Raw genomic sequence first — 22393 nt, forward strand, 5'->3', positions numbered from 1 at the left:
GATCGCCGCTTGAGGGTTTACGATCTGCGACTTGACTCTCGCGAATTACACCGGTGTAATTGGTCCTGACACACCTTCTGGGTGGTCGGTACAACTGGGTGGGAGACGATATGGGCAATCCTGAATATCGTTCTGGAGTACCTGACGATTGGTTCATCGATCCGGTAAGGCTGGGCGTTCCGGGGGTTCGTCCGGTCACAGACGATGACAATCAACTGGCATGGCAGAGCGACGCGCTATGCGCGCAAACCGATCCTGAAGCGTTCTTCCCTGAAAAGGGCGGATCGACGAGGGACGCGAAGAAGATCTGCACCGGATGCGAGGTACGAAACCAGTGCCTCGAGTACGCGCTCGGCAACGACGAGCGCTTCGGCATCTGGGGCGGGCTCTCCGAACGCGAGCGTCGCAAACTCCGTAAGCGAGCGGTCTGAGTCGCGGAGTCTGCCTCGGCAGGCTCCGCGCTCGCGCCGTGTTCGAGACGGCGCTGGGGCGCCTCCTCAACCCGCTCGACATTCGTGGGTGTTTCGAGACGGCGCTGGGGCGCCTCCTCAACCCGCTCGACTTTCGTGGGTGTTTCGAGACGGCGCTGGGGCGCCTCCTCAACCCGCTCGACATTCGTCTCGCGGTTTCGAGGCACGCCCGGTGCGGTGACGGATGCCGCGGCGCGAGCCGCTTAGGCTGACCCCGATGTTCCCCAGAGTCACCGCCGTCCTCGTCGCACATCTCGGCGGCGACCACCTCGCGCGCTCGCTCGAAGCGATTCGATCCCAGCGCCGCACACCCGACGCATTCGTCGTCGTGCTCACCGAAGCAGATGCCGAGGCGCGCGAGCTCGTCGCAGCGGCCTCGCCCACCCACGTCATCGAACTCTCGCAGCGACTCTCGTTCGGCGAGGCGGTCCGCGCCGCCGAGCGGGTGCTCGAAGCACCGACATCGGATGCCGATGCGCTCTGGCTCCTCGCGGAGGACACGGCGCCCGCGCCCGACGCGCTCGAACGACTCGTCGCCACGCTCGAGACGGCGAAGTCCGTCGCGATCGCGGGGCCGAAGCTGCGCGAATGGGACGACCCCGATCGCATCGCGACATTCGGTCGCACGATCACGCGGTTCGGGCGAAGCGTGTCGCTCGTCTCGGACGAGCTCGACCAGGGACAGCACGACGGACTGAGCGACGTGCTCGGGCTCGACCCGGCCGCGCTCCTCGTTCGCCACTCGGTCTGGCGTTCGCTCGACGGCTTCGATCCAGCGCTGCCGACCGTCGACGATGCGCTCGACTTCTCGATCCGCGCTCGACTGGCCGGGCACCGCGTCTCGGTGGTGCCCGAAGCACTCGTGCTGTTCGCCGGCGACGGGGTCGCAGGGCCGCCCGCCGACCCGCGGGCCCGTGCGACCCGGCGGCGCATCCGGGCCGCGCGAGCTGCCGCCCTGCATCGTCGGCTCGTGTACGCACCCGCGGCGGCGGTGCCAGTGCACTGGCTGAGCTTCCTGCCGCTGGCGATCATCCGCTCGATCAGGCTGCTCCTCGTGAAGTCGCCGGGGGCGATCCCAGGGGAGTTCTCGGCAGCACTCGGCACGATGTTCTCCGGCATGCGCGTTGCCCGCGCCCGGCGCCGGCTCAAGGCGGCACGCACCGTCGGCTGGTCGGCGATCGCCCCATTGCGTATGCAGCCCGACGAGGTGCGGCGGCGTCGTCAGCATGCCGCGGAAGCGCGACGCGCGCGTGCGCGCGGTCGAAAGCACGAGCTGCAGTTCCTCGGCACGGGCGGCGGCTGGGTGCTGCTGGCGTCGGTCGCGGCATCCGTCGCCCTGTTCACCTGGTTGCTCGGCGCCCGAGGGCTCAGCGGCGGCGGAATCCTCCCGCTTTCGAACGGTCTCGGCGAGCTGTGGCGCAATGCTGCCTACGGATGGCGCGACATCGGTGCCGGCTTCGTCGGCGCCGCCGACCCCTTCGCGGGAGTGCTCGCCGTGCTGGGTTCGCTCGCGTTCTGGGCGCCATCGTTCGGACTCGTGCTGCTCTGGTTGCTCGCTGTGCCGGTCGCGACCCTCGGCGCGTGGTTCGCCGCATCGAGGCTGACCGAACGCGGCTCGGTGCGTGCTGTGGCCGCACTCGTGTGGGGACTCGCCCCGCCGCTGCTCGTCGCGCTCGGCGACGGCCGTCCGGGTGCCGTGCTCGCGCACGTGCTGCTGGGCTGGCTCGCCTTCGCAGTGTTCGGTGCTGCCACGTCGTGGGCGGCAGCCGCCACAGCCTCCCTCCTGTTCGCCGCGGTGGTGGCGTCCGCGCCGAGTCTCGCACCAGCGCTGCTCGTCGCGTGGCTCGTGAGCCTTGCGGTGAGCGGGCGTGCCGCGGTGCGCCTCGCTGCGCTCCCGCTGCCGGCCGCCGTGCTCGCTGCGCCGCTCGTCATCGAACAGCTCGGGCGGGGGACGCCGCTCGCCCTGCTCGCCGATCCCGGTGTGCCGGTGGGCAGCACGGCGCCGTCGGTGTGGCAGCTCGCGCTCGGCTTCCCCGGTGCGCCGTGGGGCGGTTGGGGCGCCTTCCTCGGCGACGCGGCTTCCGTCGATCCGAAGCTGCTCGTCACGCTCCTCGTGCTGCCGCTGCTCCTCGCCGCGCTGGCGGCCGTGCTCGCGCCCGGTATCCGCGGCGCGGTGCTCAGCCTCGGAACCGCTCTGCTGGGGTTCGCGACCGCTGTCGCCGCCGCCCATCTCGCGCTTGCGGTCGCCGGCCCCGAAGCCGTGCAGCTCTGGACCGGAGCCGGCCTCAGCCTCGCCTGGCTCGGGTTCATCCTGGCGGCCGTCATCGCCCTCAGCGCCGTGCGCCGCGGCGGTGCGCTGCTCGGCTGGCTCGTCGCCGCGTGCGCCGTCGTCGCGGTGCTGCCGACGGGGCTCGGCATCGCCACCGCGTCGACGTCGATCGAGCCCGCCGCTGAGCGCACGCTGCCTGCATTCGTCGGAGCCGAGGCCGAGACCGACCCTCGCGTCACCACCTTGCGCATCCAGCCCGAAGACGACGGCAGCATCAGGGCGACGCTCGAACACGGCGCGGGTACGACGCTCGACGAGCAGTCGACGCTCGAACAGACTCGTGTGGGAATGAGCGAAGCGGAGCGTGAGTTGGCCACGATCGCGGGCAACCTCGCTTCCCGGAGCGGGTTCGACTCCGATGCCGCGATCCGCGAATTCGGCGTGTCGTTCGTGCTGCTGACCCCGCCGGTCGGCGATGACCGCGACGCCGAATCGACCGCCACCAGGGCGCGCACCGCCCTCGACGGCAACGCGGCGCTGGTCGCGGTGGGCGAGACCGACTTCGGCACGCTCTGGCGATTCAGCGCGGCCGAGCCGGATGCCCCGGCGGCCCAGATCCCGCCCGGTGCGGGCGGCGCGCTCGCCGGCGTGATCACCGCGGTGCAACTCATCGTGCTCGGCGCGACCCTGCTGCTGTCGATTCCGACCGGCGTCGGCCGTGAAGCCGACCGGAGGCCCGTGCGCCGACGTAGGCGGAAACCGCGATCGGCACCACCGACCGACGCGGCAGAGGCAGAGGCAGAAGCAGGGGATGCTGCGGCGTCCGATGCCGGTGCCGGTGCCGGTGCCGGTGCCGGTGCCGATGCCGGTGCCGATGGCGGTGCCGGTGCTGCGGAGGAAGCCGACACCGACAGTTCAGACCCGGGCGAGGCCGCCGACGTCCGAGGGGAGTCCGAGCGGACTGAATCGGTCGAACCCACCGACGAGCCGTCCGAACCTGCGGCACCCGCTGAGCCCGCCGACTCGTCAGACTCGGCAGAGCCTGACGAACCAACAGAGCCTGACGAAGCAACAGAGCCTGACGAAGCAACAGAGCCTGACGAACCCACCGAGCCCACCGAGCCCACCGAGCCGAAGGGGGACGACGATGCCCGTTAGTCGCACCATCGCCCGCATCGGCGGCCGTGCCGTCGGATTCCTCGCAGCCGCTGCGATCGCCGCGGCCGCACTCGCCGCCGCGGCCCTGGTGCCGTGGCCGGACCATCGGGTCGATCCGCCGTCGCTCGTCGTTCAGCCTGCGGAGAGTCTGCAGCAGCGCGTCTGCCCGGGCCCGTTGCTCACCCTCGCCGACGACGCTGCCGCCGCGACGACCGCATCGTCGATCGGCTCGGCCGACCTGACCTCGGGCGCCGACCCCGATGACGCCGAGATCACCGAGACCCCACTCGCCGCGCCGGGCAACCCGCGGGCCGACCGGGATGGCACGCCCTTGGCGATCTCCGTCGAACCGGGAACGGTCGACGCCGGCATGATGGCCGCAGCGCAATCGCAGTCCGCCGACACCGAGACGGTCGCCGGGTTCGCGGCAACGGCGTGCGCCGAGGCGAGCGCGGAATCATGGCTCGTGGCCGGCGCGACGACGCTCGGACGGACCAGCCTCGTGTCGCTGGCCAATCCCACCGACGTCGCTGCCACCGTCGATGTGCGAGTGATCGGTGAGACAGGTGCCGTCGAGGCCGGTTCGGCGCTCGGCATCATCGTTCCCGCGGGCACCCAGAGGGTGGTCTCGCTCGCCGGGATCGCACCCAACCTGACCTCGCCGGTCGTGCACGTCACGAGCACGGGCGGCATGATCGCCGCGGCTCTCGAGCAGTCCGCCGTCGATGGCCTGGCGCCGGCGGGCGTCGAGTTCACGGGCTCCGTCGCGACGCCGGCCAACAGCCAGACCATCCCCGGCTTCGTCGTGGCCGAAGCGGGCGGCGTCGATCCGTCCGACGATCACGCCGAAGGCGATGACCACCCGGCGGTGCGGCTCCTCGCGACCGGCGACGAACCCGTCGACGTGTCGATCGGCATCATGCCCGAGTCCGGTGCGGTCGGCGCCACGATCGAGGTGACGTTGCAGCCCGGGCGCGCGCTCGACGTGCCGCTCGGAGTACTCGATGCGGGGGCGTACACGATCAGGCTCGACGCCGACGGTCCGATCGTGGCTGCAGCACGCGCGACGACCGGGAGCCCGGTCGCGGTGACTCTGCCGGGCGAGACGGACGCCGCGGCATCCGTCGACCTTGCCTGGACGGTCGCGACGACGCCGCTCCTGGAGGACGCGGTCGTCGCGGTGCCCGAGGGGCCGGCGCCGACGTTGCACCTGGCCAACGCGAGTGGCGAGATCGCCGAGGTGCAGTACACGATCGACGGGGAGACCCTGGCGGTCACGATCGATGCCGGTTCGGCAGAATCCGTCGACGTCGAGGCCGGCGAGATCGTCACCCTGACCGGCGTGCAGGGGGTGCACGCCTCGGTGTCGTTCTCCGGCGAAGGAGAACTCGCCTCATTCGGCGTGCAGCCGCCGGGGCCGTTGGATTCGCCGATCCGCGTGTTCCCACGGTAAGAAGCGCTCGCTGAACTTGTCGAAGTTCGCTGAGCCTGTCGAAGCGGGTCCCCTTCGACGGGCTCAGGGAGCGAAACCCCAGCTCAGGGAGCGAAGCCCTCAGAGGTGCCGGTAACGACCCGGAGCAAGCTCCCACGGGTCTTTGCCGAGTAGATCGGCGATCGCGCGGAAGACGCAACTCTCGATGAGGAGCTTCTCCTCGCGCTCCTCACCCTCCTGGAGGCGCAGGAAACGCACGATCGGCAGCCGGAAGAACACGATGCGGCGTTCGTCGTGGAAGACCTTCCACCGATCGATGTGATCTTCGTGGATCGCCTCGGCGGGGCCCTGCGCCACCTCGAAGACGACGCCCTCGAGCTCGGGCCAGAGGCCGCGCAGATACGCTGCAGTCGTGCCGACGGTGAGCTCGAACTCGTCGAGCCTGTTGTGCAGCATCGGAAGGTGCGGTCCGGTGACCGCCGAGCGGAGACCGCGCCCATGGCGATCTCGGGCGAGCCGTCGAGGCGAGCGCGGCTCGGAGGCGACACGACGGGATCGGGGCATACCCTCCATCGTACTGAGTCGTTGGCTGCGATCGACCGTGGCGCTCGCTACTCTGGGGGAGCCATGAGACGTTGTTCGCGCACCGCATGCGCCGCAGAAGCGGTCGCCACGATGACCTTCGACTACGCCGATTCCATGGCCGTACTCGGCCCGCTCGCACTGACCAGAGAGCCGCACGGTTACGACCTCTGCGCGCGCCACACCGCACGCACCTCGGCGCCTGTGGGATGGCAGATCGTGCGGCACGTCAGCCTCGGTGAGGTAGGTTTCAAGGCATGAATCCCGCTGCATCATCCGACGCTCGCGCGCGCCTCGACGCGATCGTGAAGGCCTACGACGTTCGCGGAATCGTCGGCGACGGGCTCACCTCAGAGACCGTCGAGGCGCTCGCCGCTGCTTTCGTCGACGAGGTCGGCGCGGGCGGCGGCCGAGTCGTCGTCGGCCACGACATGCGAGACTCCTCGCCGGGGTTCGCTGAAGCCTTCGCTCGCGGCGCGGTCGCCCGCGGCGCCGACGTCGTCTCGATCGGGCTGTGCTCGACCGACGAGAGCTATTTCGCGTCGGGCTCCCTCGACGCGCCCGCCGCGATGTTCACGGCGAGCCACAACCCCGCCGCGTACAACGGCATCAAGTTCTCACGGGCAGGTGCCCAGGGCATTTCGCGCGACACGGGGCTCGCGGCCATCCGTGACCGAGCGGTCGAATACCTCGAGCAGGGCATCTCCTCGGTCGAGTCGCCCGGCTCGGTCTCGACCGTCGACGTGCTCGCCGACTATGCGGCGTACCTGCGATCGCTTGTCAACCTCAGCAGCATCCGACCACTGAAGATCGTCGTCGACGCCGGCAACGGCATGGGCGGGCTCACCGTGCCCGCCGTGCTCGGCACGGCCGCCGGCCTCCCCGAGCTGCCCCTCGAGATCGTGCCGCTCTACTTCGAACTCGACGGCACCTTCCCGAACCACGAGGCCAACCCGCTCGAACCGGCCAACCTCGTCGACCTGCAGCGCGCCGTCGTCGAGCACGGCGCCGACCTCGGCCTCGCCTTCGACGGCGACGCCGACCGCTGCTTCGTCGTCGACGAGCAGGGCGGTGCCGTGAACCCGTCGGCGGTGGCCGCGATCGTCGCGCTTCGCGAGATCGCTCGCGTGCATGCGGCAGGCGAGACGGATGTCGCGGTCATCCACAACCTCATCACCTCGCGGTTCGTGCCCGAGGTGATCGAGCAGGCGGGGGCGACTCCGGTGCGCACCCGGGTCGGGCATTCGCTCATCAAAGACCAGATGAGGCAGACCGGCGCCGTCTTCGGCGGCGAGCACTCGGCTCACTACTACTTCCGCGATTTCTGGGGCGCCGACAACGGCATGCTCGCGGCAATGCACGTGCTCGCCGAGTTCGGCACCCAGCAGGGCCCGCTCTCCGAGATGTCGACGCGCTTCACGCCCTACTCGCTGTCGGGCGAGATCAACTCGGTCGTCGAAGACGTGCCCTCCGCCTACACGCGCATCGTCGAGGCATTCACCGGTCGGGCCGAGTTCGATGAGCTCGACGGACTCACCGTCATCGGCACGACGGGCGGCGACGAGTCGTTCTGGTGGTTCAACGTGCGGCCCTCGAACACCGAGTCGTTGCTGCGCCTGAACGTCGAGGGTGCTGACGCCGCGACGATGGAGGCCGTCCGCGACGAGGTGCTTGCGCTCATTCGCGACTGACGCCGGCACTGCGGCAGATCGACGTCACCGGGCGTTGAGACATCGACGACAGCACGCCGAGCGACTCGCGGTGCATCCGGGGATGTCGTGACACCCGAATGGGGGGAGTCGCGTTGGTCGTACTTCCCAGTATTCTCGGGAAACCGAACACGGTCCGGCATTGCGGCAGAGTCGCTGCGCATCCGGTTCCCCCGACCGAACCCGACAAGCCGGAGACCACGTGCCTCGCAGTACCCGAACGCTGTGGCCTGCCCTCAACAGCGCCGTCTACCTCACCGTTGCCGCCCTCATCGCATCCGGTCTCGCCCTGAGCGATGCGTCCCCAGCATCCGCCGAGGAGAGTCATCCGGTCGCACCGATCATCGAAGCGCCGCCCGCGTCGTCCGCACCGACCGACGGGGAGGCCGTCGAGGCCGGCATCGCGGAGAGTGCATCGATCCAGGGCGCTGTCACCCTCGCAGATGGTTCGGCGGCCGACGGCGTGAGCGTGAGCGCGTATCGGCACAACGGCGACTACTTCGAGTACACCGCGGGAGTGTTGACGGCAGGCGATGGCGCCTACGCATTCGACTCGCTCCAGGCCGGCACGTACACACTGCAGTTCAGCCCCTCGATCGAATCGGCGCTCGTCGCCGAGTGGTGGAACAACCGGCCCGACCAATCGTCGTCGGACTCGTTCGAGGTCGCCGACGGTTCCATCGTTTCGGGCATGAACGCGCAACTCGCGATCGGTGGTGCCATCGAGGGCGTCGTGTCCGGTCTCGGCGGCGCCCCGGTGCCGTACGCCAACGTTACGGCGTACGCGTACGACAACGGCGATGCCCAGTACCGGGGCAGCTCCTCGACCGACGAGAGCGGTGCGTTCGCGATCACCGGTCTACCCGAAGGGACGTACACCGTCCAATTCAGCCCGCCGTGGGGTTCCGACTATTCGGGCGAGTGGTGGAACGACAAGCCCGATCAGAATGTTGCCGACACGTTCGATGTGGTGGCTGGTGAGACCGTCTCGGGCGTGAACGCCGAGCTGGCCGTCGGTGGCGCGATCACCGGTGTGGTGACGGGGCCGGACGACGTGCCGCTCGAGAGTGTGAGTGTCTCCGCGATGGGTTCGGGAAGCTGGGTTTCCGCCGTCACCGATGCCGAGGGACGCTACCGGATCTCGGGTCTCGCGGCGGCTGACTACACCATCTCGTTCGACCCGGATTCGTTCGACCCGGGCACCGTATCCGGCTATCTTCGCGAGTACTGGGACGACAAGCAGAACCAGGTCGATGCCGACCTCGTGACGGTCGGCGCAGGCGAGGTCGTGACCGCCATCGACGCGAAGCTCGCACGCGGCGCGACGATCTCCGGGGTCATCGCCGCCGCGGGCGGCGACCCGATCGAGGGAGTGCACGTTTCGGTCGCCGGCTTGGGAGGGGTATCGGCAACGAGCGACGCCGACGGACGCTACGAACTGACCGGTCTGCCTGCGGGCTCCCACACCGTCTGGTTCGGCATGCCGAACGGCAGCCCCTACTTCAACGGCAGCGCCGCAGTGCAGGTGCCTGCCGGCGGTGCCGCCGTGCTTGACTTCACCCCTGAGGGCGCCGCGAGTGTGGGTGGGCGTGTCACGGTCTCCGGCTCGGACGCGAGCGTCTCCGGGGCGAAAGTGACGCTCCACGCATTCAGCGGCGCGACGGCAGGTTCTGCGACAACCGACGCCGACGGGCAGTACTCCATCGCGCCGGTCGTAGCCGGACGGTACCTGCTCGAGGTCTCCGGCCCCGGCATCCGCACTACATGGTCGGGTGCCTCGACCTCACGCGCCGGCGCTACGGTGTTCTCCGTTGCTGCTTCGAGCGAAACCGTGTTGGATGTCGCGGGGGCTGTCGCTGCATCAGGCGAGATCGCCGGCACGGTGTCAGCCATGACGACCGATGGCGTCGGCCCTGCGGCGGGCGCAGTCGTCGAGCTGTACACCGAGCGCGGCATGCTGCGGAGCACGGTCGCCGATGTCGACGGCGGGTACCGCTTCGAGGCACTCGACGCGGGGCACTATGCGGTGCGATTCGCGGAGTCGACGTGGTCATCGACCTCGTGGTGGTGGGACGGCACGACACACGATGCGGCACCGCTCTTCGAAGTCGGCGCGACCGAGAGCATCGCGCATGACTTCGTGCTGCCCGGCCTCGGCTGGATCACCGCGACCCTCCAGGTTGACGGCGCCTACACAGGGTATGTCCGCATCGAAGCCTTCGACGCCGTCACCGGCGAGGCGGTCGGAGGGGCCAGTTCATTCGACGGGAACGAGTCCATCCTGTGGGATGTCCCCGCCGGGGACGTCAAGGTCCGCTTCACCGGACCCGTCCGCGACTCGTGGTGGGGCGGTGCCGCGGACTTCGCAAGCGCCCAGACGCTCACCGTGCCCATCGGCGTCGAGACGAGAGCAGACGCGATACTGTCGCTCGACACGGTGCTCAGTGGCGTCGTGTACGCCCCCGACGGGCAGCCGCTCGCAGGGGCGTCGGTCACCATCAGACCTGATGACGACTCCATGGTTTCTTACTACGAATCGACCGATGACTCCGGCACCTATCGGGTCACCGGGTTGGAGGCGGGCAACTACGCAGTGACCGCTGGCGCGCTCGGAGCCAGTGCTCACGAACCGGTGGTCGTTGAGATCGGCACGGCTGTCGGTGCGATCACGCGCGACATCCACCTCGACCATGACGTGAAGCTGGCAGGCACGCTCACGTACCTGGGACAGCCCGTCGCAGGCTGCCTGACTGCACGGGTCGTCGGGGTGCCGGGAAGGGGCGGGGGTGACGGCGCGTGCACGGATTCGAGCGGCGCGTACGAGTACTGGCTCCGCCCCGGCGAGTACCTCGTCTCGTTCGGCACGATGGCGGACATTGGTGCGGCCGGCTTCTCGCACCGGGTCACGATCCTGCCCGGGCAGACGGGCACACTCGAACTCGACGCTGATCTCAAGACGGGCGGTGTGATCGAGGGCACGATCATCGCCGATCTCGGCGCAGGGCCCGAGCCGATCGAAGGTGTGCGGGTGACTGCCAGGGATGATGCTGGAGGCGGGGCCTCGGCAGTGTCGATCGCGGATGGCACCTACCGCATCTGGGGCCTGCAGAACGACGCACCGCACACCGTGCAGTTCGGCGGCGTCTGGAACGATCTCGGCACGGAGTGGTGGGATGACGCGTCGACGCCCGGTTCGGCGGCGACGGTCGTGCCCGGCGCCGCACCGACGACGGGCGTCGACGCCGAGCTCGCGCGCGGCGGCGCCATCAGCGGGCGGGTCACCGGCACCGGCGGTCTCGGCGCCCCGTCTGCAACCATCGAGGTCTACTCGGTCGGTGGCAACTACATCGGGGAGGAGCGGGCGAACATACACGGGGCGTATGTGCTCCCCGGCCTCACGGCCGGCGACTACAAGCTGCGGTTCGTACCCTACGAGCCGTCGACTCCCGGGTTCCTGCCCGAATGGTGGCAGGACGCCGGCTCGGCCGCCTCTGCCGCCGTGGTGAAGGTCGCGGCGGGCCAGGAGACGTTGCGCGTCGACGCCGCCCTGAACGAGATCGGAACGGTCGCGGTCGAACTGACCGCTCCGCAGGTCTCCGGCACGCCACGAGCGGGCGAGACCCTGGCGGCCACCGCCGCGTCGGCGATCGAGGGGGCATCCCTCACATACGAGTGGCTCGCCGACGATGTCGTCGTCGCCGACGCGACCGACGCAGCGTTCGGCCTCACGTCGGACCAGGTCGGCAAGCGGATGTCCGTCCGGGTGACCGCATCGGCCGACGGGTACCTTCCGATGACCTTGACGTCCCCCCAGACCGACAAGGTCACGACCGCGGAGCCCGACCTGACTCTGCCGCAGATCTCAGGAACGCCGGTCGTGGGCGGAAAGCTCAAGGCGGATCCCGGCGAGAAGTCACCGGGAAGGGTGTTCGCCTATCAGTGGTACGCCGATGGCGCTCCGATCATCGGCGCGACCGGCGCGACGATCCGTCTCACCGCCGAGCAGGAGGGTGCACAGATCGAAGTGCGGGTCACCACGCTGCGACGCGGTGTCGTACTGGAGCGACGAACGTCGGAGCCGACGCTTCGGGTACTCCTCGTCGGCGTGCCGACGGTCTCGGGCAGACCCACCGCGTCGTCGACCATCACGGCGGATCCGGGTGTCTGGACGACGGGAACGCAGCATACGTACCAGTGGTACGCCGCCGGCGAGGCAATCGAGGGCGCCACCGCCGCGACGCTCGACCTCACGTCGGAGCTCGTCGGCGTGCGCGTCTGGGTGCGTGTCACCGGACACCTGCCGGGATATCCGGCCGAGGAACGAGCGTCGTCGAAGACGAAACGGGTCGCGCGCCACTGATCCGACGCCGCCTGCCGGCCTGCTGACGGCTCGCACGATGATTCTGCACAACCGGACGCGTGAGCCTGCGAGAATGGTCGGCATGGATGCTGCCGTCACCACCGCCCTCCCGTTCAAGGTCGCCGACCTCTCACTCGCCGAAGCAGGCAGGCATCAGCTGCGGCTCGCCGAGAACGAGATGCCCGGCCTGATGGCCCTCCGCACGGAGTTCGGCGCGTCGAAGCCGCTCGCCGGTGCCCGTATCGCCGGGAGCCTGCACATGACCGTGCAGACCGCGGTACTCATCGAAACGCTTGTCGCGCTCGGCGCGCAGGTGCGCTGGGCGAGCTGCAACATCTTCTCCACGCAAGACGAGGCCGCCGCGGCGGTCGTCGTCGGCCCTGAGGGCACTGTCGACGCGCCCGCGGGCGTGCCGGTCTACGCCTGGAAGGGCGAGTCGCTCGAGGAGTACTGGTGGTGCACTAACCGCATCTTCGACTGGTCGGCCGAGGCCGCGGCATCCGATGCGGACTGGATCGGCCCGAACATGATCCTCGACGACGGCGGCGACGCGACGATGCTCGTGCACCACGGCCGTGACTTCGAGGCCGCGGGCGTCGTGCCGGCGGCGGCAGATGACGCGAGTCACGAGTTCCGCGTCGTGCTCGACACGCTGCGCCGTTCGCTCGAGCTCAGCACCGACCGCTGGACCCGCATCGCGGCCGAGCTCCAAGGTGTCACCGAAGAGACCACGACCGGCGTGCACCGCCTGTACGAGCTGCACGCGAAGGGCGAGCTGCTCTTCCCGGCGATCAACGTCAACGACTCCGTCACGAAGTCGAAGTTCGACAACAAGTACGGCATCCGTCACTCGTTGCCCGACGGGCTGAACCGCGCCACCGACGTGCTCATGGGCGGCAAGGTTGCGTTCGTCGTCGGCTACGGCGACGTGGGCAAGGGCGCCGCAGAAGCCCTGCGTGGGCAGGGCGCTCGGGTCATCGTCGCCGAGGTCGACCCGATCTGCGCACTGCAGGCTGCGATGGACGGCTACCAGGTCGCCCGTCTCGCCGACGTCATCGGCGAGGTCGACATCTTCGTCACCTGCACCGGTAACAAAGACGTGATCCGGGTCGAGCACATGCTCGGCATGAAGCACCTCGCGATCGTCGCGAACGTCGGACACTTCGACAACGAGATCGACATGGCCGGCCTCGAGTCCCTCGCCGGCGCCGAGCGCATCGAGATCAAGCCGCAGGTGCACGAGTGGCGGCTGCCGAGCGGGCGTTCGATCCTCGTGCTCTCCGAGGGGCGGCTCATGAACCTCGGCAATGCGACGGGGCATCCTTCGTTCGTCATGTCCAACTCGTTCACCAACCAGGTGCTCGCCCAGATCGAACTCTGGGCTCGCCCCGAGCAGTACCCCGTGGGTGTGTACGTGCTGCCGAAGCACCTCGACGAGAAGGTCGCGCGACTGCACCTCGACTCGCTCGGCGTGGAGCTCACCGAGCTCTCGCCCGAGCAGGCCGCGTACATCGGCGTGCCCGTCGAGGGTCCGTACAAGGTCGACCAGTACCGCTACTGAGCCCACACCCGCTGGTCGAGTAGCGACGCAGGAGCGTATCGAGGCCTGTCACGTGGTCTCGATACGGCGCTGGCGCGCCTACTCGGCCGACGACCTCGTCAGCGCTCTGGAAACCCGGTCGGGTTCGCCGTGAGCACCGGGGCGAGCGCTGCCATGCGTGCATCCTCGAGCGCGATCGCCGCGGCGTCGCGCTCGCGCCGGAGGGCGGCGACGCCCGCGAGGAACAGCTCGGGCGAGGCATCGGGCACGGGGGAGACGAACGGAGCGACCTCGATGGCGAGCGAGGCCGCGACGCGCGCGCGGCTCTCGGGAACGAGGTGCCCGGCGTTCGTGAAGAACGCGGCGACGCGGCGCGCGAGCGGGTCGGGCAGGCGCCCGACGTCGGCGATCGACGCCCAGCCGACGAGCTCGGCGGGCACGCCGAAGGCGGTCGAGGGGAGCTTCGGCACCCGCTCGACCTGCGCATGGGTGCCGGCCAGGAGGTCGCCGAGCCGCTTCGATGAGGAGTTCAGGAATCCGACGAGCACCGCCAGGCCGCCGAACGTCATGTAGATCTCGACAACACCGGTGAGGGCACGGATGAACGCGTGCCGGAACCCGATCGCCCCGCCGTCGTCGCGCACCACTCGAAGGCCCAGCGCGAGCTTGCCGAGAGAGCGGCCCCGTGTCGCGGTCTCGACAGCGGTCGGCACGATGACGATGCAGATCACGATGCCCGCGATCAGGATGGCTTGGAACCCGGTCTCATCGATGCCGAGCCCCGCCAGCGCGAGCAGCAGGCCGAGGAAGAGCAGCACAGAGACGAGCACATCGATCGCCGCTCCGCCGGCACGGATCAGCGCGCTCGCGGGGCGTACATCGAGTGCGACGGCCTCACCCGTGAGCACGCCCTCGTTGTCGAATCGGGCGACGCGGTGTGCGACGGCGGGGGCTTGGGGCATGGGTAGTATTCAAGCAGATGGACCTCGACGCACTCGCCTCCGCTCGTCACGATGACTGGCAGAGGCTTGACGCGCTCGCACGCCGCCGCCGGCTCGCCGGCTCCGAGACAGATGAGCTCATCGAGCGCTATCAGGGCGCGGCATCCGACCTCTCGCTCGTGCAGACGACGGCCGGCTCGACGGCGCTCGGCGACCGATTGTCGGTCTCGCTCGCGCGCGCCCGGCTGGCGTTCACCGGCGCACCCGAGAACCCCCTGCGCCAGTTCACGCGCTTCGCCGTCGTGAGCCTGCCGGCAGCCCTGTACCGGTTGCGTTGGCTGACCCTGGCCGTGGCACTCGTGACGGTCGCCGTCGCGGCCCTCTACGCCTGGTGGATCGGCGCAGACCCGCGCGTGCTGGCGTCCCTCGGCAGTGAGTCCGAGTTCCGTCAGCTCGCCGAAGAGGGGTTCGTCGCCTACTACTCCGAGAATCCGGCTGCGTCGTTCGCCGGCGCGGTGTGGACGAACAACGCATGGATCGCCGCGCAATGCGTCGCCTTCGGCATTCTCGGTGTCTGGGTGCCGTGGGTCGTGCTGCAGAACGCGCAGAACCTCGGCATCACTGCGGCGATCATGTTCGCCTACGACGAGGCAGACACCTTCTTCCTCTACATCGCACCGCACGGGCTGCTCGAGCTCACGTGCGTCTTCGTCGCAGCAGCGGCCGGGCTCCGCATCTTCTGGGCCTGGGTCGCGCCAGGGGCGCGCCCGCGTGGCGTCGCACTCGCCGAAGATGCGCGGTCGTTGTTCAGCGTCGCGATCGGGCTCGTGTTCTTCCTCTTCGTCTCTGGGCTCATCGAGGGGTTCGTGACTCCCGCCCCGTGGCCGTGGCCGGTGAAGATCGGCATCGGAGTGGCGGCCCTCGGCGGCTTCCTCGCGTACATGCTGGTGCTCGGACGGCGGGCCTATCTCGCGGGCGAGACCGGTGATCTCGTCGAGTTCGACGCGGGCGCGCGGCGCATCGTCGCCGGCTGATCGAGCGGATGCCGCGCCATCCGCTTCGCCGTCTGCGGCACCTTTTGGCGCCGCCCGCGTCTGAACGTGTGCAGCAATTCAGGAGCGGAGTGCGTGTCGCGTCGCGGGAGGTTCTCTGGGAGTCGGCGACACCTCTCCGCTCCTGAATAGCTGCACATGAAATCGGTGGTGGTCGTCGTGACGAGTCGCTTGAGATGACGAATGGCGGATGCCCCGTGGGACATCCGCCATCGCGGTGCGGACTACGCGCGAACTACGCCGTGAGCTGCTTTGTTCGGTCGAAGACGACCTTGTAGATCGCGCCGGCGATGATCGCGCCGAGGATCGGTGCGACGATCGAGACCCACAGCTGGCTCCAGGCGATGCCGCCGCCATAGAGCGCGGTGGCGATGGAGCGCGCCGGGTTGAACGAGGCGTTCGAGACGGGGATCGCGACGAGGGCGAGCAGCGTCAGGGTGAGCCCGATCGCGAGCGGGGCGAAACCGGCGGCGGCGCGAGCGCCCGTGACGCCGAGGATCACGAAGAGGAAGACGGCCGTGGCGATCGTCTCGATGAGGAAGACCGACCACAGGCCGTAACCGCCGGGCGAGAGCTCGTCGTAGCCGGTCGATGCGCCGGTGAAGATGATGATGTCGAACTTCGGGCCGGCCGACAGGATCGCGAGCAGCAGGCTCGACGCGAGGATGCCGCCGACGATCTGCACGGCAATGTACGGTCCGACCTCTCGCCACGAGAATCGGCCGGCGACGGCGAGACCGATGCTCACTGCGGGGTTGAAGTGCCCGCCCGAGAACGGACCGAAGGCATACGCACCGACGACCACGGAGAGACCGAGGGCGAGGGACACGCCGAGGAACCCGATGTTCAGGCCTCCTTCGCCGCCCGCGAAGCCCGCGGCGAAGACGACCGCGCCGACCACGCCGAAGACGAGCATGAAGGTGCCGAGGAGTTCGGCGGTGAGTTTCTGCGCGGTCGAGGGGGCCTCGACGACAACTGCGGTGTCAGACACGGGAGTTCCTTTCCTGCAATGGGAAGTCGAATGATGGCGCGACCCCCCGGCAGCGCCTGCTGTGACGATAGCGACCCCGATCGTCGCCGTCGGTGAACCGCGCGCAAATGTTGAGAATCCGCTGAGCGTGGGGGAAACATCGCGACGCGCGACGAAACGCGGCGGCATTCGGTGATGCGCGACGTCACCCTGGCCTCAGAGGCGCCCTGACGCCTTCAGATCGAGGTAGAGGTCGGCAAGGGCCGGAGGCAGCTCATGCGGGGCGGCTGTGACGGTGAGCGCGCCGAGTCTGCGGATGGCGCCGCCCACGCGCTCGCCGTCGAGGAGGCCGCGTTCGGCCGCCGCCGCCGCGTACACCTGCTCGAGGTCGTCGCGTGTGCGGCTCGCGTCGATGAGTGCAGGGTCGGCGACGGATGCCACGACCACCGTGTGCCGCCCGGTCAACTGCGGCAGCACCGAGAGCAGCCCGCGGGCGCTGCCCGGCGAGTCCGCCGCGGTGAGCAGCACGACGAGGGCGTGCTGGCTCGTGATGCGTCGCACCTGACTCGGAACGGAAGCCCAGTCCGCCTCGATCAGCTCGGCGTCGATGCCGGCCATGGCGTCGACCATGCGGGCGAGCAGTTCCGGCCCGCTCGCCCCGTGCACGCGTCCGCGAAGTCGGCGGTCCCACGCGAGGAAGTCGACCCGGTCGCCGGCGTGGGAGGCGAGGGCGGCGAGCAGTAGCGACGCCTCGAACGCCGTGTCGAGCCGCGGTTCATCGGCGATGCGTGCGGCGGCGGTGCGCGAGGTGTCGGCGACGATGACGATGCGGCGATCGCGCTCGGGGCGCCAGGTGCGGACCATGAGCCGCATGTTGCCCGGCACCTCGGGGTCGGCGTGCCGAGCGGTCGCCCGCCAGTCGATCGAGCGCACGTCGTCGCCGCGCACGTACTCGCGGATCGAGTCGAACTCGGTGCCCTGCCCGCGGATGAGAAGCGGCGTGCGCCCGTCGAGTTCGCGCAGGCGAGTGAGCCGCGATGGCAGGTGCACGCGCGAGTGGAACGGCGGCAGTACCCGCACACGGCCCGGAGCGGCGAGCGTGGCCTGCCGCGACCACAGGCCGAGGGGACCGGCCGAGCGGATCGTGACCTGCTCGGTGCGCCGGTCGCCGCGACGCCATGGTGTGAGCTCCAGGGAGACACGCCGACGTTCGCCTGGCGGCACTCGCAGTGGCGAACGATTGGAGCCGGTGACCCCGGCCGATGGCTCCCATCCGTCACGCACCGTCGCCCGGAGCATCCGTTGCCCCAGATTCTCGACGCTGAGCGACGCGATGATCCGCTCGCCCAGCCGCACCCGATCGGGCAGATCACGGTGCAGCGCCACCCGTCGAGGCGATGCAGCGAGCGACAGGTCGAGCACGCCGGCGCCGATGACGAGTGCGAGCCAACCGAGCAGCGCGATCCACGCCTCGGGCGCGCCGACGACGCCCGCGACGACGACGGGCACGACGCCGAGCGCCACGAGCAGTGCGAACCGACCGGTCAGTGTCATATCAGATCCGTGTCATATCAGAGCGGCACCTGCACTTGTTGCACGATCGACGCCAGCACGGCGTCTACCGAGACGCCCTCGAGCTCTGCCTCGGGCCGCAGTTGCACGCGATGGCGCCACACGGGCAGCAGCATCGCCTGCACGTGGTCGGGCGTGAGTGACTCGTAGCCGGTGAGCCACGCCCACGCCTTCGAGGCGGCGAGCAGGCCCGTCGTGCCTCGCGGGCTCACACCGAGCCGCATCGACGGGCTTCGGCGAGTGGCTCGCGCCAGGTCGACGAGGTAACCGAGCACGTCGTCTTCGACGCGAACAGCGGATGCCGCGGCTCGAGCCGCTGCGAGTTCGGCCGCGCCCAGCACCGGGGTGACGCCCGCCGCGGCGAGGTCATGCGGATCGAAGCCGTCGGCATGGCGGCGGAGGAGCTTCAGCTCGTCGACTCGCTCGGGCACGTCGAGCACGAGCTTCAGCAGGAACCGGTCGAGCTGCGCCTCGGGCAGCGAGTAGGTGCCTTCGTACTCGATCGGGTTCTGGGTCGCGGCGACCATGAACGGGTCGGGGAGAGGCCGGGTCACGCCGTCGGCGGAGACCTGGCGCTCCTCCATCGCCTCGAGCAGTGCGGACTGCGTCTTCGGCGGCGTGCGGTTGATCTCGTCGGCGAGCAGGATGTTCGTGAACACGGGCCCCTCGCGGAACGCGAACTCACCGGAACGCGGGTCGTACGCGAGTGAGCCGGTGACGTCGCCCGGCATGAGGTCGGGGGTGAACTGCAGGCGTCTCGTGTCGAGCTGCAGGGTGCGGCTCAGGGTGCGCACGAGCAACGTCTTGGCGACGCCCGGCACACCTTCGAGCAGCACGTGGCCGCGCGTGAGCAGGGCGATGATGAGGCCGGTGACGGCGCCGTCTTGGCCGACGACGGCCTTGCCGACCTCGTTGCGCACGCGGTTGAGCGCGGCGCGGAGCTCATCGTCGGTCGCTGCGCCGGTCGGAGCGAAGGTGGGGTCGGTCATGGGAGCCTTCCTGTGGGGTCGGTTGTCTGAGCATCGCTCGCTGAGCTTGCGTCGCTCGCTGAGCTTGCGTCGTTCGCTGAGCTTGTCTCGTTCGCTGAGCTTGTCGAAGCGCGTGCGCCACCTTCGACGGGCTCAGGGCGCGAAGCATGCGGGTCGAGGGTGCGGTGCACGTCGGACTCCAGCCGGGCGAGCGCGCCGGCGAGGTCGACGAGCTCGCGGTCGTGCATCGGATCGGCGTCGACGAGCAGTCGCCGCACGGATGCCTCGTCGCGGCCGGTCGCGCGCGCTGCGGCATCCGTCACCTGGTCGACATCGGCCGAACGGGGGAGCCGCAGCGCCAGCGCGATGCGGCGGATCGTGCCGATTCGCAATTGGTCGAGTGCGTGGGTTCGTGCAGCGGTGCGCGCGTAGAGGCGCGCCCGACCTGCGCTCGTCTCACCTGCGGGCACGTGCACGGGAAGGTTCTCGACGACGAGCGGACCGAAGCGGCGACCGCGCCAGATGCCGGCGACGATCACCACGATGATGGCGAGCACCATCACGGGGCTCACCCAACCGGGCGTCAGCTCACCGATCGTGGGGGCGTCGGCCGCGTCGGCGTCACCGGGGCCCGGCAGGTACCAGACGAGGTCATCGGATGCCCCGGCGAGCCCGATCGCGAGCGCCGCGTTGCCTGCCTGGGTGATCGTCTCGTTCGCGAAGACCGTTGTGGCGCCGACGATCGTGATCTCGCCGCCGCCGCTCGGGCCGGGACCGGCCGCGACGGCGAAACCGAACTCGCCGTCGCGGAAGCAGCCCTGCCACCCGGCGTCGGCCGCCTCATCGTCGATCGTGAGCAGCCGTTGCCCGTCTGAAAGCGACTCGGCGCGCGCGGCAGGGCCGAGATCGCAGTCGACGTCGTCGATGGGGCCGCTCGCCGCACCGGCGAGGCGCACACCCGGTGCGAGCGTCTCGAGTGCCGTGAACCCGGGCTCGACGATGACCAGACGGTCGGCCGCGTCGGCGAGTTCGGCAAGTCGTCGATCGTCGAGGATGCCGTATTCGTCGTACAACATCACCGTCGCACCGGCAGTGGCTGCGTCGAGGGCGGGCTCGAGCGACCGCGCCTCGAGCACCGTGACGCCGTGGCCGCGTAGCACCTCGACGAGCGCCTTCGCGCCCGCGGGGGCCGGGTTGTCGGCGGCGAGCGGCGAGCCCGGCTGGCGGGCACCACCCTGGATCGCGATCACGAGTAGCGCGCCGAGCACGAGCACGGCGGCGATCACGATCCAGGCCCGACGGTGCCGCACGAAAGCACGAACCGTGGGGGTCACGGCGGGCGCCGTGCTCGGTGGCACCGTGCTTGTTGGCGCAGACGGGGGCACAGACGCGGGCGCAGGCGCGTCGGCCACGGAGGCCCTCATCGAGAGACCCCGGCGGCTTCGCGGTCACCGGTGCCGGTCTCGGTGCCGTCATCGGTGTCGGATGCCAGTTGGTCGGCTCTCGCCGGACGGGCACCCGAGATGTCTCGCTCGAGCACACTCAGTCGCTCGTAGTCCTCGGGCGAGCCGGCGCGGCCGAGATAGCGCACGCCATCGAAGTCTGCGGCGGCGGCACGCAGCTGCGTTCCGAACTCGGGGAAGGGGCGTGCCGAGGCATCCGCGAACCCCCTCGCCGTCGTGCCGGGATGCACCGTGACGACCTCGCGCTCGACGAGACCCCGCACGAGCGCGCGGAATCGCTCCTCGATGGCGAGGGGCCAGTCGCCTGCCGAGGCAGCTGCGGCGGCCGCCCGCCGCAATGTCTCGAGGTCGCGCAGATCGTGGTCGTCGAAGAGCGGCACCTCGCTCCGGCGTCGGCGTCGCAGCCGCGGCAGCCCGAACACGAGGATGCCGACCACCACCACCGCGATCACCAGCAGCACGATCAGCAGCGTGAGGATCGGCGCGGGCAACCCAGTGGCGCCGTCGAAGAGCCCGAGGAACCAGTCGCGGATCGCCTGCATCAAGAGATCGAAGGGACTCGGCTTCGCCGCTTGGTACTCGGGCTTGGCGAGTTCGTCTTCGAGCCACCGACGCGCCTCGGGCGCGTCGGGGTCGATGGGCGTGCCGCGGAACAGGGTCAAGACCACGGCGGAGCTGGTGCGGTGCCCACCGGCGCGGCGGGCGCGGGTGCGCGGTAGGGATCGGTCACGGGCGACCCGGCGTCACGCTGTTCGACATGCCGCACGAGTTCGAGATCGAGGGCTTCTTTGCGCATGCGCAGGTCGATGTAGATGACGGCGACGAGCGAGGCCTGCACGACCGCGGTGATGGCGCCGATCAACAGCGAGAGGATGACGGTCACGACCGTCGTCACGACCGTGATCGCGACGGCTGCGCCGCTGCCGGTCGGGTCGATCACTGCGGCGAGGATCGCGCCGACGAGCGACACCGGCTGCACGACGACTTGGGAGGCGAGGTTCAGGATGAACCCGACGAGCAGCAGTGTGCCGAAGGTGCGCCAGAAGTAGCCGTCGGTCAGGCGCCAGGAACGACGCATGGCGGTGCCGATGCCGGCGCCCTCGAGCACGATGACGCTCGGCACGAGCGAGAGCTTCGTGCCGAGCCAAGCGGCGAGGACGACGAGGCCGAGTGCGGCGAACAGCACGACGAGTATCGCCATGATCAGGGTGAACGGGTCGGTGAGCGCCGCGACCACGATGACCACGACGAACACTGCGACCACGACGAGAACCGCGCCCGTCACGATCGCCGTCCAGCCGAGCAACGGCCAGATGCGCTTCGCCGCCCGTTTCCAGAGCGCACCGAAGCCGAGTCGTTCGCCGAGCGTGCCGCTGGCGACCTCGACGACCATCACGCCCTGCAGGAAGGCGCTCGCGACGAGCGACAGCACGACCGGCACGAGCATCAGCAGGATGAAGCCGCCCACGGCGCCCGAGAGCACGGCGTCGACGTCTTCGGACGACGCCCCCTCGATGCGGGTGAAGCCGAGCACCGCGAATGGCAGTACGACCGCGAGCGTCGCGACGACCGAGACCAGCTGAACGACGAGACCCGTGCCGAACGTCGCGGCCGGGTTGCGTCGCAGCACCCGGAACGGCGCCCAGAGCAGGGTGCCGAAACCGAGCGGGCGCAGGGGCAGGAGCCCGGGCTTCGGCGGCGGCGTCCAGCCGAACGGGGCTCCGAACGGCGCCTGCGGCGCGGGCGGCGCACCTGGATATGGACCGGCGGATGCCGCGGGCGGCTGTGGCGGCGGGAACGCGGGCGCCTGCCCGTACGACGGGTTCTGGGCATCTGGCACCGGGGGCTGTGCGGGAGCACCGCCGGGCGCCTGCCAGTCGTGGTCTGACACCAATTGCGGCTCCTTC

The 22393-nt window shown here is 69.9% G+C and carries 16 protein-coding genes; 8 read left to right on the forward strand and 8 right to left on the reverse strand.

Translation table 11 applies throughout. The annotated features are described in order from the left end of the window. The first annotated feature begins 110 nt into the window (after positions 1–110). From AC1C2T_RS10185 to AC1C2T_RS10195, 3 genes are all read left to right on the forward strand, one after another. Positions 111–431 (forward strand): WhiB family transcriptional regulator, encoded by a 321-nt coding sequence (locus tag AC1C2T_RS10185; protein ID WP_495362436.1) that lies wholly within the window; start codon positions 111–113, stop codon positions 429–431. Positions 432–687: 256 nt separating this feature from the next. Next, complete coding sequence (locus tag AC1C2T_RS10190; RefSeq protein WP_495385192.1) at positions 688–3897, forward strand: glycosyltransferase; 3210 nt, start codon at positions 688–690, stop codon at positions 3895–3897. Then, positions 3887–5350: a DUF5719 family protein gene (locus AC1C2T_RS10195; RefSeq protein WP_495385193.1), complete on the forward strand. Its 1464-nt coding sequence runs from the start codon at positions 3887–3889 to the stop codon at positions 5348–5350. The genes AC1C2T_RS10190 and AC1C2T_RS10195 overlap by 11 nt, the downstream gene beginning before the upstream one ends. A gap of 99 nt (positions 5351–5449) precedes the next feature. Here the strand turns inward: AC1C2T_RS10195 and AC1C2T_RS10200 are convergent, their stop codons facing one another. Beyond that, positions 5450–5893 (reverse strand): hypothetical protein, encoded by a 444-nt coding sequence (locus tag AC1C2T_RS10200; RefSeq protein ID WP_495362439.1) that lies wholly within the window; start codon positions 5891–5893, stop codon positions 5450–5452. Positions 5894–5956: 63 nt separating this feature from the next. Here AC1C2T_RS10200 and AC1C2T_RS10205 point away from each other — a divergent pair, with 63 nt between their 5' ends. The 4 genes from AC1C2T_RS10205 to ahcY all read left to right on the forward strand — a co-directional run bounded on the left by AC1C2T_RS10205 (position 5957) and on the right by ahcY (position 13541). Next, positions 5957–6172, forward strand: a complete 216-nt coding sequence (locus tag AC1C2T_RS10205; protein ID WP_495350785.1) for a DUF3499 family protein — start codon at positions 5957–5959, stop codon at positions 6170–6172. Continuing rightward, entirely contained in the window at positions 6169–7602 is a 1434-nt protein-coding gene (locus tag AC1C2T_RS10210) for a phosphomannomutase/phosphoglucomutase (protein ID WP_495362440.1), read from the forward strand. Before AC1C2T_RS10205 ends, AC1C2T_RS10210 begins: the two co-directional genes overlap by 4 nt. Positions 7603–7822: 220 nt before the next feature. Then, positions 7823–11980 carry a carboxypeptidase regulatory-like domain-containing protein gene (locus AC1C2T_RS10215; RefSeq protein ID WP_495385194.1) on the forward strand — a complete coding sequence of 1386 codons (4158 nt, stop codon included), beginning with the start codon at positions 7823–7825 and terminating at the stop codon, positions 11978–11980. Between the two features lie 82 nt (positions 11981–12062). Next, a complete protein-coding gene (gene ahcY, locus AC1C2T_RS10220; protein ID WP_495385195.1) occupies positions 12063–13541 on the forward strand; it encodes an adenosylhomocysteinase in 1479 nt (492 codons plus the stop codon). A gap of 98 nt (positions 13542–13639) precedes the next feature. Here ahcY and AC1C2T_RS10225 read toward each other — a convergent pair whose 3' ends face one another. Beyond that, on the reverse strand, positions 13640–14482 hold the full coding sequence (locus AC1C2T_RS10225; RefSeq protein WP_495385196.1) for an RDD family protein: 843 nt from the start codon (positions 14480–14482) through the stop codon (positions 13640–13642). A 17-nt stretch (positions 14483–14499) separates the two neighbouring features. On the opposite strand from AC1C2T_RS10225, the gene AC1C2T_RS10230 reads away from it, so the two are divergent. Beyond that, positions 14500–15495: a stage II sporulation protein M gene (locus AC1C2T_RS10230; RefSeq protein ID WP_495385197.1), complete on the forward strand. Its 996-nt coding sequence runs from the start codon at positions 14500–14502 to the stop codon at positions 15493–15495. A gap of 253 nt (positions 15496–15748) precedes the next feature. Here AC1C2T_RS10230 and aqpZ read toward each other — a convergent pair whose 3' ends face one another. The 6 genes from aqpZ to AC1C2T_RS10260 form a co-directional block, all read right to left on the reverse strand. Continuing rightward, positions 15749–16504: an aquaporin Z gene (aqpZ, locus tag AC1C2T_RS10235; protein WP_495362444.1), complete on the reverse strand. Its 756-nt coding sequence runs from the start codon at positions 16502–16504 to the stop codon at positions 15749–15751. Between the two features lie 195 nt (positions 16505–16699). Continuing rightward, positions 16700–18037 carry a DUF58 domain-containing protein gene (locus AC1C2T_RS10240; RefSeq protein WP_495385198.1) on the reverse strand — a complete coding sequence of 446 codons (1338 nt, stop codon included), beginning with the start codon at positions 18035–18037 and terminating at the stop codon, positions 16700–16702. A 17-nt stretch (positions 18038–18054) separates the two neighbouring features. Beyond that, positions 18055–19044, reverse strand: coding sequence for an AAA family ATPase (locus tag AC1C2T_RS10245; RefSeq protein WP_495385199.1), 990 nt, complete (start codon positions 19042–19044; stop codon positions 18055–18057). Then, positions 19041–20357 carry a DUF4350 domain-containing protein gene (locus AC1C2T_RS10250; protein ID WP_495385200.1) on the reverse strand — a complete coding sequence of 439 codons (1317 nt, stop codon included), beginning with the start codon at positions 20355–20357 and terminating at the stop codon, positions 19041–19043. The genes AC1C2T_RS10245 and AC1C2T_RS10250 overlap by 4 nt, the downstream gene beginning before the upstream one ends. Before the next feature lie 86 nt (positions 20358–20443). After that, positions 20444–21154 carry a DUF4129 domain-containing protein gene (locus AC1C2T_RS10255; protein ID WP_495385201.1) on the reverse strand — a complete coding sequence of 237 codons (711 nt, stop codon included), beginning with the start codon at positions 21152–21154 and terminating at the stop codon, positions 20444–20446. Next, positions 21145–22377, reverse strand: a complete 1233-nt coding sequence (locus AC1C2T_RS10260; RefSeq protein WP_495385202.1) for a DUF7847 domain-containing protein — start codon at positions 22375–22377, stop codon at positions 21145–21147. The genes AC1C2T_RS10255 and AC1C2T_RS10260 overlap by 10 nt, the downstream gene beginning before the upstream one ends. Positions 22378–22393: the final 16 nt, after the last annotated feature.

The organism is Agromyces sp. Y558 (genome assembly GCF_059445415.1).

What these genes read in the sequence shown, in the direction of transcription:
- AC1C2T_RS10245 (WP_495385199.1), bottom strand. Translation starts at nt 19,044, where the DNA reads ATGACCGACCCCACCTTCGCTCCGACCGGCGCAGCGACCGACGATGAG.
- AC1C2T_RS10225 (WP_495385196.1), bottom strand. Translation starts at nt 14,482, where the DNA reads ATGCCCCAAGCCCCCGCCGTCGCACACCGCGTCGCCCGATTCGACAAC.
- AC1C2T_RS10210 (WP_495362440.1), top strand. Translation starts at nt 6,169, where the DNA reads ATGAATCCCGCTGCATCATCCGACGCTCGCGCGCGCCTCGACGCGATC.
- ahcY (WP_495385195.1), top strand. Translation starts at nt 12,063, where the DNA reads ATGGATGCTGCCGTCACCACCGCCCTCCCGTTCAAGGTCGCCGACCTC.
- AC1C2T_RS10185 (WP_495362436.1), top strand. Translation starts at nt 111, where the DNA reads ATGGGCAATCCTGAATATCGTTCTGGAGTACCTGACGATTGGTTCATC.
- AC1C2T_RS10205 (WP_495350785.1), top strand. Translation starts at nt 5,957, where the DNA reads ATGAGACGTTGTTCGCGCACCGCATGCGCCGCAGAAGCGGTCGCCACG.
- AC1C2T_RS10195 (WP_495385193.1), top strand. Translation starts at nt 3,887, where the DNA reads ATGCCCGTTAGTCGCACCATCGCCCGCATCGGCGGCCGTGCCGTCGGA.
- AC1C2T_RS10230 (WP_495385197.1), top strand. Translation starts at nt 14,500, where the DNA reads ATGGACCTCGACGCACTCGCCTCCGCTCGTCACGATGACTGGCAGAGG.
- AC1C2T_RS10200 (WP_495362439.1), bottom strand. Translation starts at nt 5,893, where the DNA reads ATGCCCCGATCCCGTCGTGTCGCCTCCGAGCCGCGCTCGCCTCGACGG.
- AC1C2T_RS10190 (WP_495385192.1), top strand. Translation starts at nt 688, where the DNA reads ATGTTCCCCAGAGTCACCGCCGTCCTCGTCGCACATCTCGGCGGCGAC.
- AC1C2T_RS10240 (WP_495385198.1), bottom strand. Translation starts at nt 18,037, where the DNA reads ATGACACTGACCGGTCGGTTCGCACTGCTCGTGGCGCTCGGCGTCGTG.